This is a genomic window from Corynebacterium sp. HMSC078H07 (genome assembly GCF_001812805.1).
In the GTDB taxonomy this organism is placed as follows: domain Bacteria; phylum Actinomycetota; class Actinomycetes; order Mycobacteriales; family Mycobacteriaceae; genus Corynebacterium.
Genome location: NZ_KV810494.1, coordinates 138,512 through 150,881, shown reverse-complemented (window position 1 = coordinate 150,881; position 12,370 = coordinate 138,512). Strand labels below are relative to the sequence as shown.

The following is a 12,370-nucleotide window of genomic DNA, read 5'->3' as shown; positions in this document are numbered from 1 at the left end:
TGCCCAAACATGAAGAGGTTGGTGGCGCTGCTGGGCGCAGCAAGTATCGCGGCGTCCTCGGTGGTTGCCTGCACCCCGAAGCCGGTCTCGGCGGAACCTGTGGCCGAGCAGTTCCTCGAGGACATGGAGACCCGCAACAACGAGGAACTTGCCGCGCTTATCGACGATCCCTCGACCGCCACCTCAACCCTCGATGCCACCTTCGCTGGCCTCCAAGCAGAGGGGCTCGACGTGGAGCTGACTGGTGTGGAACAAGAGGATGCCCGCGCCACCGCTCATTATTCCGTGACATGGACTCTGCCGCGTGACCGTACTTTGCGCTATGACACGTCCATGGCCTTGACTCGCAAGGATAAGGAATGGACGGTGCGCTGGCAGCCCAGCATTGTGCATCCCGATTTGGGTGCTCACCAGCACCTTGAGCTGCGCTCTATAGCCCCGAAGCGGGCAGGCGTGGTCTCCTCCGACGGTGTGGAGCTCATGTCTCCGGGCCTGCAGTACCGGTTGGTTGTCGACACTGACGCGGTAGAGGACGTGAGACCAGTTGCGGCCAAGATTTCGAGTGCTTTAAGCCAGGCTCATCGTGATGATGATTCGATTCCCGAAATTGATGCGGGCGAACTCAGCAAGAATCTGGACGGGGCCGATGGATCCTACTCCGTTGCTATGCTCACTGATGACCAAGTAGGCCGCGTGCGCCCGGCGTTGGAGAATCAAAAGGGCATTCGCTTCAATGAAGAGCCGGCACTCATAACCCGCGATACTGGTCTCGCACCAGACATTCTCTCCCGTGTCCGTTCCTTGGTCTCCGAGGAGGTCAATGGCACCAACGGGTGGTCCGTTTCCGTGGTCAATGAACATGGCGCAGCGCTGTCTGATGTCGAGTATCACGAACCCGAAGCTGCCCCGTCTATCAAGGTATCGCTGGACTATGACGTGCAGCGCGCGGCCCAGGAAGCAGTAAACCTACGCTCCGAGTATGAAGCGATGATTGTGGCCATGCGTCCCTCGACCGGCGAGATTCTCGCTGTGGCCCAGACACCTGAAGCCGACAAGAAGGGCGATATCGCCCTGCAGGGCCAGTTCCCCCCAGGCTCGGTGTTTAAGATTATTACGGCCGCGGGGGGTGTCGACAAGCACGGGCTCAACCCCGATTCCATCGTGCCGTGTCCCGGAACCATGGACCTGTATGGGCGCATCGTGACGAACTACAACGGGTTCTCGCTGGGTTCTGTACCGCTGCGCCAAGCTTTTGCTCAATCCTGCAACACCACATTTGCTGAGATTTCAACGAACATGGACAAGGGCGAACTGCAGAAGATTGGCAAACAGTATGGTTTGGGCATTGACTACGAGATTCCTGGCCTGTCTACAATGACTGGTTCCATTCCGGAAGGGGAGACGCCTCTGGAACGTACCGAGGCCGGTTACGGTCAGGGCCTCGACCTTGCTTCTCCTTTTGGCATGGCGCTTGTGTCCTCTACCGTGGCGGCGGGCAAGACGCCCACGCCGACCTTTATTGAGTCTCACAAGACAAAGGCCTCTGAACAGGTTGAACCGCCCAGTCCAGAAACGATTAATCAGGTGCGCGACATGATGCGCCAAGTAGTCGTTGGCGGTACAGCTGCCGGTATGCAAGCCGGAGGTACCATTTACGGCAAGACCGGTGAGGCGGAAATTAATGGAGGATCGCACGCGTGGTTCACCGGATACCGTGACGATGACATCGCCTTTGCCACGCTGGTTGTGCTGGGCGGAGGCTCTACAATCTCGGTCAACATCACGGATAATTTCCTCCAGCGCCTTGATGAATATCGCGCTGAAGGCCACGGCGACGTACCCGTGGCCGGGGAACAGCAGCCGCCTTTGTGAGCCTTGAGCCCAGAGGGCTACCATGGATAGTCATGACTACGCGCGCGAAGCTGAAACAAGAAAAAGACACTCCTATCCGCACAGTTCCGAAGGACATTGAGCGTCCTGAGTACGTGTGGAAGGACACTGTGCAGGAGGCTCAAGGCGAGCCCTTCATCCAGACCCCGGAGGTCATCGAAGCCATGCGTGAGGCATCCCGCATTGCTGCCAACGCCCTCCAAGAAGCTGGCAAGGCCGTAGCACCTGGTGTTACCACGGATGAGGTGGACCGCGTGGCCCACGAGTACATGTGTGACCACGGTGCTTACCCCTCCACACTGGGCTACTTGGGTTTCCCGAAGTCGTGCTGTGTGTCCCTCAATGAGATTGTGTGCCACGGTATCCCGGATACCACGGTGATTGAGGACGGTGACATCGTCAATATTGATGTCACCGCTTTCAAGAACGGAGTCCACGGTGATACGAACGCCACCTTCTTGGCTGGAAACGTTTCTGAGGAGCACAAGCTGCTTGTGGAGCGCACCAAGGAAGCAATGATGCGTGGCATCAAGGTAGCGAAGGCTGGCCGTGAGATTAATGTTATCGGCCGCGTCATCGAGTCTTATGCCAAGCGCTTTGGCTACAACGTGGTGACGGACTTTACCGGCCACGGTGTGGGCCCAACCTTCCACAATGGACTCGTCGTCCTGCACTACGACTCTATGACCTACCGCGACGTTTTGGAGCCGGGCATGACCCTGACGATTGAGCCGATGATTAACCTTGGCTCCCTCGACTACGAAATCTGGGACAACGGTTGGACCGTGCAGAACACTGATGGCAAGTTCACGGCACAGTTTGAGCACACCATCGTCATCACTGAGGACGGCAATGAAATCCTCACCTTGCCGGGTGAGCTTGACTAGTTGGTCGCACACCACACCAACTAAGTAGCCCAAGGGCCCTAACTGACGCTGATCCGCCAGATCTTGGCGGCGGGTGCAAGATCTGCGTAAGTTAGGGCCCTTACTTTGGGCCTTGAAGAGCAAAAGCGCCCCGCTCCGGAATGGAGTGGGGCGCTTTTTACGGCGCTAAAGAATTAGCGGCGGAAGAACGGATCCAGAACGTGTGCCGGAACGATGTGGTTGTACACAGCGAAGTTGTAGGCAGCGAAGAGAGCGCCTGCAATAGCGGTACCGATAGCAGCGTAGGTGCCCTCGCGCCAAGCCTTAGCCCAGGTCTGGTTGGTGGTGTCATCAGCGGTGTTCTCGCCGAGGAGGTCGGCGCCGGCGACCTTCTTGTCAGCGCCGGTAGCGTCGCCCCACTTGGAGGACAGGGTAGCGTCGCTGTCGTCCTCCTTGACCTTCTCGTTTGCGGAGGACAGCTCAGAGGAGAGGGAGGTTTCCTCGGAGTTGTTGTCAGCAGCGAAAGCAACGGAGGTGCCAGCGAAAGCAACGGAAGCGGCGGTTGCAGCAGCAACAGCGGCGGTGCGGAAGTTACGCATGAAGTTTAAGCCTTTCGGAAAGTGTGAGTGGGGCGTCTTAGAAGGACGGGCCGTGGACGAAGAAGTTGTAGACCACGCCGATGAGGCCGGCGATGGAAGCGACGGCGCTGGCAACGCCAACGCCGTAGAAGGTCTTGGCCCAAGTCGGCTGGTCGCCGATGGTGGTGCACTCACCAGCTTCGCCCTCATCGCAGTGCTCAGACTTGGAGGAACCAAAGATGGCACGGCCGTCAGCCTCGGTGCCGATGTTGTCGTCCTCGTCGATGTTGAACCAGCCACCAACCTTGGAAGACAGGGAGCCCTCCGGCTTGTCGTAAGGCTGACCAGACTCAGCGTCGTTGATAGCTTCGGTGGTGTTGGAGCCGTCGAAGGTGGCTGCGGTAGCAACGGTGGTGCCGCCGAAGGCAACTGCGAGAGCGGTAGCGCCGGCGAGGGCTGCATTGCGGATACGCATATCAAATGTCCTTAATGTCGTACGTGCAAGGCCTCCAAGCGGAGGAGCCTCGATTCACTGGGATAGGGATTAGTTTGGTATCCCCAAAACACACTGAGCCGGTGAGAGCATCGACTCGTTCCGGTGTCTGTATAAAACGTAGCCAACGGCCACTCAAAATGCACGCCAGTTGTGATATTCCTACTCCTTCGCGGGGCAACTACCCCCGAAATAAGTAGGCAGCTGGATGCGAGCTGTGAGATGTTGTCCGTGTAAAGAGTGTCGTACGGTGCGGTTTAGTCAATTGTACTGGGCGGCGCTGCATAAAAAGTGAAATGCGTCACATCCGTGAATCTAATTACCATTCCAGACCTAAAACAGCATTTTCCACGACTTCTGGTAGAGCCGGATGGATCCAATACTGCGAGCGAGCAAAGTTGCGCAGATCGATGTCATAAGCCATTGCAGTAATAAGTTGCTGGATAAGCGTAGAGGCCTGCGGGCCCATGAGGTGCGCGCCAAGAAGCTTTCCGGTCGCCCGGTCAGCCACGAGCTTGCAGACTCCCGTGGAGTCCTCCATGGCCCAGCCATAAGCGACATCCCCGAAATTTTGGACCTTGACGGCGATGTCAAAGCCCTCGTCGCGTGCCTGGGCCTCAGTAAGGCCGACCGTGGCTATCTGCGGATGGGTAAAGATGGCGGAGGGAACGTGCTCGTGCGGCATGGAGTGCAGGTCCTCTGGGTGAAGGAGGTTGTGCTGCACTGCGCGCTGTTCAGCATTAGCGACGTGCTTGAGCATGTAGGGCGAGGAAACATCACCTAGTGCCCACACGCCGTCGCACGTGGTGCGGCCGAAGTCATCGACCTTAATGCGCCCATCCTCATGCATATCGATACCGCTGGTAGACAGATCCATCTGGTCACCATTGGGCTTTCGACCGGTGGCGACGAGAATGGCCTCTGCCTCTAGAACGGTGCCGTTATCAAGCGTAAGTTGCACGCCGTTCTCTGTAGATTCGAGAGCGGTGCCGGTGCCGATGTGGACGTCGAAACGCTTACGGGCGATGTCATTGAACCGCGTGCTCAGATCCTCATCTAGGAAGCGCAGGAGCTTTTCAGAACGGTTGATCACGGTGACCTTGGTGCCCAAGCCATCGAAGACGTGGGCAAACTCCATGGCGATATATCCGCCGCCCACAACGATGAGGCTCTGCGGCTGCTTCTCCAAACGCATAATGTCCTCGTTGGTGTGAACGGGGACATCGGCGCTGGCGTAGGGCTCAGGGAGAACTGGGCGCGAACCGGTAGCAATGACAATCTGATCGCCAGTAATAATGTCCTCGCCGCAGCGCAGCGTCTTCGGGCCAATAAACCGGGCATGTTGGTCAAAGACCGTAATATTAGGGGTCTCCTCGCCACGACGGTAGGCCTCGCCGCCTTGGGCAATCTGGTCGATGCGGTTGTGGAAGACGCGGGAGACAATAGCGTCCCAATCCACGGAGTCCACATGCGCGCTGACCCCGAGGCGCTCGCTGTCACGTGCGGCAAGAGCCACGTCGGCAGCGTACACGTACATTTTGGTGGGAATACAGCCTACATTGAGGCAGGTGCCGCCGAAGGTTCCCTTCTCGATGATGGCAATGCTCTTGTCATCAAATTCTGGAGAAGGGATGGAATTTCCCGATCCGGTACCGATGATGACGAGGTCGAAGTGTTGTGCGGAAGTCATGGAGCCATTCTAGGCAACCGCTCACTACTCAGCTGGCACGACGGTGCGCAGCCACTCGGCGGAGGCGGAGAGGGCGTCGTCAAGCGGCTCGGGCTGGGAGAGGAAGAGGTCGTGACGGCCGTTGCGGACCACGTGGAGGGAGTAATGGGGGCTCAGTTCCTTGGCCCAGCGCTGGCTCTGGCGCTTGTCGACGACCGTGTCTGCCGTATTCGACGATTCCGAATACTCCTTGCCCAACTCCGACCTATGAGAGGTCATCGTCAGCAGCGGCACGCCAATGTTGACGTGGCCTGAGTGAATAGCGTCGAAGCCACGGAAGACGGCTGCCAGCCAGCCGAGGTATTTCTCGTGCCCGCCTAGGGGCTTCAGCGTCAGGTCATAGTCCCAGTCACCATGGTGGCTCGCATGTACCGATTCGCCATACGCAGTGAGGTCGTCGCCGGGAATGGCGAATCGCGGAGCAATTTTCGCGCCGGCGTAAACCACGTGCTTGGCAGCTTCGTAGGCAGTATCCGAAATTCCCATCATGGCCAACCAAGGGCTATTGAGAATAACGCCCGCAATACGTGCGAACCGCGCGGAGTCAGTACGGCGCAGTCGGTCGAGCCACAAGGCGACAATCGTGCCTGCAGTCGAGTGGCCCAGGATGACCACGGAGGGGTTGGGGAGGGCATCGAGCGCCGCGTTCAGGTCGGCATCGTAATACCGGAGGTCACTAATGTAGTGCCAGGTTTGGCCCTCCTGCCGGGAGCGGCCGCACTTGCGCAGATCCACAGCATAAAAGGCATAACCCAGCTCGTAGAAGTATTCCGCGACGTGGGTATGGAAGAAGTAATCCGTCATGCCGTGAACCCACACGATGGCGGGGCGATCATCGTGAGCGGCAGATTCCTCGCCGCCGGGGCAGTAGCGCACCAGCGTGGCGCGCACGTCCCCCTCACCATCGGGGTCGGCGCCAAGCTCAAGTGGGGTGGATTGGAATTCCGGGCCGAGAATGTCGTCGGTCCATGCGCAATTATTAATAGTCATGGCCCACATAATAGGGTGTGAAACTAACCTGGTGCTGTGGGCTGTGTCCGCGAAGGCTTATGGCTTGCACCACAAAAGGGGTAACTCGCAGCGGATCGGGCATTTCTTCCTTATGGAATGCCTATTTCATCATAAGGGGCGTAAGGTGAAGGTAATGCTTGACGGGTCTACCACGTGTGGACCTGCGTGCCAGCTTGGTTTCTAGCATCGTCGAGCGCTTTCTCACCCCGCCCTGTGTAGTTCCTGCACAGGGCACTTGACCACATCGAATACATCAACTCAAAGAGGTAATAAGCACAGTGTCCTCCGACAAGAAGACAGCACAAGTAGTAGACGAGGTTGAGGTTGCCCTCATCGGTGCGGGTATTATGAGCGCCACCCTTGGTGCCATGCTCCGTGAACTTGAGCCGAGCTGGACCCAGATGATTTTTGAGCGCCTCGATGGTCCTGCGCTTGAGTCTTCCTCCCCGTGGAACAATGCTGGTACCGGTCACTCTGCACTGTGCGAGTTGAACTACACCCCGGAGAAGAACGGCCGCATTGACGTTTCCAAGGCTATGAACATTAACGAGAAGTTCCAGATTTCTCGCCAGTTCTGGTCCCACCAGCTCAATAACGGCATCCTTACCGACCCACGTGCGTTCATCAACCAGGTTCCGCATGTGTCCTTCGCGCAGGGCTCCATTCAGGTGGATTACCTCAAGCGCCGCTTCGATGCGCTCAAGGACAACCACATGTTCCCGAACATGCAGTTCAGTGATGATGACGCCACCTTCCAGGAGATGCTGCCGCTCATGTCTGAGGGCCGTGACTTCAATGCCCAAAAGGTGGCTATTTCGTGGACTGATGCTGGTACCGACGTCAACTTTGGCGCACTGGCCAAGCAATTCTTCACCGCAGCGAAGGCCGCTGGTACTGAGATCCGCTACGGCCACGAAGTTGTGGACATCAAGCGTGATGGCTCGAAGTGGCGCGTGACCGCCAAGAACCTGCACACCGGTGACTACGAGGCCGTCCACGCCAAGTTCGTCTTTGTAGGCGCTGGTGGTTACGCTTTGGATCTGCTGCGCAAGGCCGGTGTTCGTGAGGTCTCCGGCTTCGCTGGTTTCCCAGTGTCTGGCCTGTGGCTGCGTTCCAAGAACCCGGAGTTGGTGGAGCAGCACAACGCTAAGGTTTACGGCAAGGCTGCTGTTGGTGCTCCGCCGATGTCTGTGCCGCACTTGGACACCCGTGTTATCGACGGCGAAAAGGGTCTGCTGTTTGGCCCGTATGGCGGCTGGTCCCCGAAGTTCCTCAAGAAGGGCTCCTACCTGGACCTTTTCAAGTCCATCCGTCCGGACAACCTGACCTCCTACCTCGGTGTTGCTGCCCAGGAGTTCGGTCTGACGAAGTACCTGATCTCTGAGGTCCTTAAGGACTTTGACAAGCGCGTCGAGACCCTCAAGGAATATGTCCCGAATGCCGATCCGAACGATTGGGAGACCGTCATCGCCGGTCAGCGCGTTCAGGTTATTAAGCCTGCCGGTGCACCGCAGTTCGGCTCCCTCGAGTTCGGTACTACTCTTATCAACAACCCGGAGGGCAATATCGCTGGTTTGCTCGGCGCATCCCCGGGTGCCTCGATTACGCCGGCCGTGATGGTGGAACTGCTCGAGCGTTGCTTCGGTGAGCACATGATCCAGTGGGGCGACAAGATTCAGGAAATGATCCCGTCCTATGGCATCAAGCTCTCCAAGGATAAGAGGCTCTACAACGAGATGTGGGAGTACACCCAGAAGACTCTGCAGCTTGAGCAGAAGTAAGCATCCAGCCAACTCTCAGTAACTCGCAGGAAGCGTTCAGTGCGATGGGACGCTTCCTCAAGGCTCAAGCTCCATACTTATGTTGTGCGTTTGAGAGAGCGCATGCGAGAGATAGAGAGAACCCCAACCACGCGGGGCAGTCGGCCTGAGAAACCGACTGGGAGCGTGGCAGTGAGAGATAGAGACGCACCGGCGCCCCGAGACTCCGTTCCCTTTCCTGCGGAGACCTCGGGGCGTCGGTGCTTTTCTACGTGCCGCAGAAAGTCAGGTAGCCCTCGGTACCGCCAGGCTTTTCGTACTCAGGTGCTGCGTTGTAGGGATGGGTTGCGGTGTGGTAGAAGCGAGCAAACTCGGCTCGGTCAGCGAGTGCCTCTTCCACGAATCGCGGGCGAGGAATCACGCGTGGAACGGATCCTTCCAGTGCTGCGACATCGGGGGCGCTAGCGCAGTAACGATCGACGAACTCCTCGTCCCCAAAGAGTCCGTATGCTTCTGTGCGGTCTCCAGCGGCGGCCGTCACGAGTGCGCGGTGAGCACGCGTGAGATCTGGGCCAGCGGTTGTGAGTGCAGCGGTGTAGTCGGCGTAAAGCTCTTCCGGCAGCTGCAACCGTTGTGACACCTCCTTAAAGCGTGCCTGTTCATAGCGCTCTCCAAAGGAGTTGATAGCCTCCTGCGCCCAGGTGAGGGCGGTGTCTGGGGAGGCGTCGACAAGCGGCAGCAGTGACTCCGCCAGACGCGCCAAATTCCATCCCACCATGTCCGGCTGGCGGCCGAAACGATAGCGGCCCTGCGTATCAATGGAACTAAAGCACTCGTTAAGGTCATAGTTTTCGACGAAGGCGCAGGGGCCATAGTCGATAGTTTCACCAGATAGCGTGGTGTTATCGGTATTCATGACACCGTGGATGAAGCCTAACTGCATCCAACTAGCCACGGTGGCTGCTTGCGCATCCATGACGCGAGTGAAGAGTTCACGATAATCCACACCGGGGTAGTGGCGTTCAATTGTGTAATCCGCGAGCTTTCTCAGCAATCCTGGCTGCTGTGAGTGGGCAGCAAAATGGAAGGAGCCGACGCGAATGTGGCTCGATGCCACACGTACGAGTACGCCGGCTTCCTCAACAGTCTGGCGCTGGATGGGCCGCCCAGTGGCAATGACAGCTAATGACCGCGTCGTTGGCACACCGAGCGCATGCATAGCTTCAGAGAAAAGGTACTCGCGCAACATGGAGCGCAGGGTGCCGCGGCCGTCGGAACCGTAGCGCGAATAAGGGGTAACGCCGGTTCCTTTGGCATGGAGGTCCCAGAGGCCGGTTGGGTTCTGCGGGGCGGTGGGCCCGCTGATTTCGCCGAGAAGAAGCGCGCGGCCATCACCCATGGAAGGGTTGTACTGGCCAAACTGGAAGCCAGCATAGGCCATGGCATGGGGAGTGTCGGGACCGTGCCCAAGAAGGAACTCGAGGCCCTGTTCACTGCGCAGCCAGTCAGGGTCGAGGCCCAGGTCGACGGCGAGCTCCTCATTGAGGGCTATGAGTCGTGCCGCTGGCTGCTCTTCTCCGCGGGCAGCGGCAACCATACTGGGCAGGTGGGCGGCGAAGTCATGGTGGAGTTTAAAAGGGAGAGTCGAGTCAGCCATGTTAGGACTCCAGTGTTCCGCGCACACGCACGTGGGCTTCGCCACCGACCCAGATACTCGTGCCGTCATCCTCAATGAAGACGCGGCCATCGCGGCCGACCTTGCTTCCTTGGGCCGCCGTGTACTGCGCGGGAACGGCGTCCTTCGCGCGCAAGAACTGCGCTGCACCGCCGTTGAAGGAACCAGTGACGGGGTCTTCGAATTGTGCAGTGATGGCGCGGACCTCGTAGGCTGGGCCCTCGGCGTTATCGGTGCTGGAGTCAAGCCCCACGACACCAACCTTGACGCCTGGGGTCGGCGTGGGGTTAAGAGCGCGCACGGCATCAGCGGAACCGAGTTGGACAAGGCGCCAACCAGGGCCGTTGTCGACCCATCCGGAATCAACCACCTCGTCTGTGGAGATTCCCAATGCCGACAATGCTTCAGCTAGTTCCTCTTCTGATAACTTTCCCTCGCGCAGGAGAGGTGGGGTAGCGAAGGCAAAGCGGCCTTCTTCCTGGCGAACAGTCACCAGGCCCACTCCGCATTCTTGTACCAAGGTTCCGCTCTTGCCGGAGAGCTCCGCCGCGACGCGTGCGCTGCCCAACGTCGGGTGACCAGCAAAAGGGAATTCCTCGTAGGGAGTGAAGATCCTGACAAGGTAATCGGCAGCCGGATCGGTGGGCGAGCACAGGAAGGTGGTTTCTGAGAAGTTGGTCCAGTGCGCGATGCGCTGCATCTCTTCGGTACTTAAGCCATCAGCATCGGCAACGACGGCCAACGGGTTACCGCTGAATGGACCGGTGGCAAAGACATCTACTTCGAAGAATCGGTGCTGCATAGGCTCCCAGTCTAGTCGCATGGATATGTGTGGAGGTCTACGCTAGGCTGCATGAGCCAAGCACTCTTTAGCCGCGTCGAGCCAATCCAGACCATGGCGGATGGCACCGTAAAACAGGTCAACCCCTTTTCCGGAACCGAGGTGTGGACGGTGCCAGGTCGCGGTAACCGCCCGCTCGCGCGCCCAGCAAAAGACCCACAGCCGCTAGGTGCTGACGCTTACTCTCAGACCTGTGCCTTCTGCTCTGGTCGCATGCTTGATACCCCACCTGAGAAGTCCCGCATTCTTCCCTCCGGGGAGATTCAGCGCGGCCTTCTGCCGCAAGAGCTCGAAAGTTCACGTCCGGCCTTCAGGCGCGTGCCGAATTTGTTTGAAATCGTCTCCTACGACTACTGGCATGACAATTATGGTTTCACCATGGACGTCGACTTAGCACAACACAAGGAACGTTATGAAGCCGATGAGGCTGGGCGCGCGCACGTGCTGAACGTGGTGCGCACAAAGCTCACGGCGGCGGGTAAGGACGCCGAGCTTGACGACGATTCCCTGCTCGCCCTCGCCGATGGTTTCTTTGGCGGCTGTCACGACGTCATTATCGGCTCGCGTCACTTCGTCGACGGCGCCACGGACGATAGTCAACTGGCCTCCTCGGGCACGCTGAGTCCTGATGAGCACTTTTTGCTTACGACCTTTACTGCTGATTCGACCCGTGAGCTTTACCAACGTAACCGTTACGCTGCCTACGTGGCTGTCTTCCAAAACTGGTTAGCTCCCGCAGGCGCGTCCTTTGACCACCTGCACAAGCAGCTCGTGGCTATCGACGCCCTGGGCATGGCCGCTAACCAGGAGAACGCCATCTTGCGCGGGCACCCGAATATGTACAACGACTGGGCAGTGGGCTACGCCGCCAAACGCAATCTCGTAATCGCGGAAAATGAGTATGCAGTGCTCTTCGCTGGTTTTGGGCACCGCTATCCCACTTTGGAAATATTTTCCAAGTCGCCTCGCTGTGAGCCATGGGAACAAACCCCAGGAGAGGTTCGTGGCATGTCGGATCTCATCCACGCCGCGCATGCGGCAGTCGGACCAGACGTGGCCTGCAACGAAGAGTGGCACCACCGCCCACCAAGTGTGGACTTGCCGCAGCCGTGGCGCGTCATGATCAAGCTGCGTGTGTCCACACTCGCCGGATTTGAGGGCGGCACCAAGGTCTATATCAACACCATCGATCCGTGGGGTCTGCGTGACCGCGTCGTGGATGCGCTTTTCCGCCTGCGCGAACGAGGCGAAATTGCTTCCGGCATTGCCATTGCCACGGAGTGCGAGCTTAAGCGCAACAGTCTGCGCTATAACCCGTTGGTGTAGCGCGTCAATCTACGAGCGTTTGCTCACCACCAGAGCTTAAATACTCACGCAGATAGGGCAGGCCCAGTGCGACTGTGCCGTGGCGAGGAGCATCGATAAACCCTTGTTCTAGGAGGCGAGCCCTCACTTCGCTAGTCGACGTCGTTGAAGACTTCAATTCTTCAGCCATTGGATAAATGGATAAATGGATAAATTGCAGGG

Annotated in this window: 11 protein-coding genes; 4 read left to right on the top strand and 7 right to left on the bottom strand. The window is 58.4% G+C overall.

Annotation, left to right across the window (positions count from 1 at the left end):
- Positions 1 to 9 precede the first annotated feature (9 nt).
- Complete coding sequence (locus tag HMPREF2875_RS08895) at positions 10 to 1,872, top strand: penicillin-binding transpeptidase domain-containing protein (RefSeq protein ID WP_070672239.1); 1,863 nt, start codon at positions 10 to 12, stop codon at positions 1,870 to 1,872.
- Between the two features lie 32 nt (positions 1,873 to 1,904).
- Positions 1,905 to 2,777, top strand: coding sequence for a type I methionyl aminopeptidase (gene map, locus HMPREF2875_RS08890; protein WP_042531345.1), 873 nt, complete (start codon positions 1,905 to 1,907; stop codon positions 2,775 to 2,777).
- A 173-nt stretch (positions 2,778 to 2,950) separates the two neighbouring features.
- On the opposite strand, the gene HMPREF2875_RS08885 is transcribed toward map, so the two are convergent.
- The 4 genes from HMPREF2875_RS08885 to HMPREF2875_RS08870 all read right to left on the bottom strand — a co-directional run bounded on the left by HMPREF2875_RS08885 (position 2,951) and on the right by HMPREF2875_RS08870 (position 6,546).
- Positions 2,951 to 3,355 (bottom strand): hypothetical protein, encoded by a 405-nt coding sequence (locus tag HMPREF2875_RS08885; RefSeq protein WP_070672237.1) that lies wholly within the window; start codon positions 3,353 to 3,355, stop codon positions 2,951 to 2,953.
- 37 nt (positions 3,356 to 3,392) lie between these two features.
- Positions 3,393 to 3,809 carry a hypothetical protein gene (locus tag HMPREF2875_RS08880; protein WP_070672235.1) on the bottom strand — a complete coding sequence of 139 codons (417 nt, stop codon included), beginning with the start codon at positions 3,807 to 3,809 and terminating at the stop codon, positions 3,393 to 3,395.
- A gap of 337 nt (positions 3,810 to 4,146) precedes the next feature.
- Entirely contained in the window at positions 4,147 to 5,517 is a 1,371-nt protein-coding gene (gene mtr / locus HMPREF2875_RS08875; protein ID WP_070672233.1) for a mycothione reductase, read from the bottom strand.
- Positions 5,518 to 5,541: 24 nt separating this feature from the next.
- Complete coding sequence (locus tag HMPREF2875_RS08870) at positions 5,542 to 6,546, bottom strand: alpha/beta hydrolase (protein WP_070672316.1); 1,005 nt, start codon at positions 6,544 to 6,546, stop codon at positions 5,542 to 5,544.
- Between the two features lie 299 nt (positions 6,547 to 6,845).
- Here HMPREF2875_RS08870 and mqo point away from each other — a divergent pair, with 299 nt between their 5' ends.
- Positions 6,846 to 8,348: a malate dehydrogenase (quinone) gene (gene mqo, locus HMPREF2875_RS08865; RefSeq protein ID WP_070672231.1), complete on the top strand. Its 1,503-nt coding sequence runs from the start codon at positions 6,846 to 6,848 to the stop codon at positions 8,346 to 8,348.
- A gap of 247 nt (positions 8,349 to 8,595) precedes the next feature.
- On the opposite strand, the gene HMPREF2875_RS08860 is transcribed toward mqo, so the two are convergent.
- Both HMPREF2875_RS08860 and HMPREF2875_RS08855 read right to left on the bottom strand, forming a co-directional pair.
- Complete coding sequence (locus tag HMPREF2875_RS08860) at positions 8,596 to 9,984, bottom strand: protein adenylyltransferase SelO family protein (RefSeq protein WP_070672229.1); 1,389 nt, start codon at positions 9,982 to 9,984, stop codon at positions 8,596 to 8,598.
- A gap of 1 nt (position 9,985) precedes the next feature.
- A complete protein-coding gene (locus HMPREF2875_RS08855) occupies positions 9,986 to 10,804 on the bottom strand; it encodes a PhzF family phenazine biosynthesis protein (protein ID WP_070672227.1) in 819 nt (272 codons plus the stop codon).
- A 51-nt stretch (positions 10,805 to 10,855) separates the two neighbouring features.
- Between HMPREF2875_RS08855 and HMPREF2875_RS08850 the strand changes: the two genes are divergently transcribed.
- Positions 10,856 to 12,169 carry a DUF4921 family protein gene (locus tag HMPREF2875_RS08850; RefSeq protein ID WP_210388179.1) on the top strand — a complete coding sequence of 438 codons (1,314 nt, stop codon included), beginning with the start codon at positions 10,856 to 10,858 and terminating at the stop codon, positions 12,167 to 12,169.
- 4 nt (positions 12,170 to 12,173) lie between these two features.
- Here HMPREF2875_RS08850 and HMPREF2875_RS13845 read toward each other — a convergent pair whose 3' ends face one another.
- Complete coding sequence (locus HMPREF2875_RS13845) at positions 12,174 to 12,338, bottom strand: hypothetical protein (RefSeq protein WP_210388178.1); 165 nt, start codon at positions 12,336 to 12,338, stop codon at positions 12,174 to 12,176.
- Positions 12,339 to 12,370: the final 32 nt, after the last annotated feature.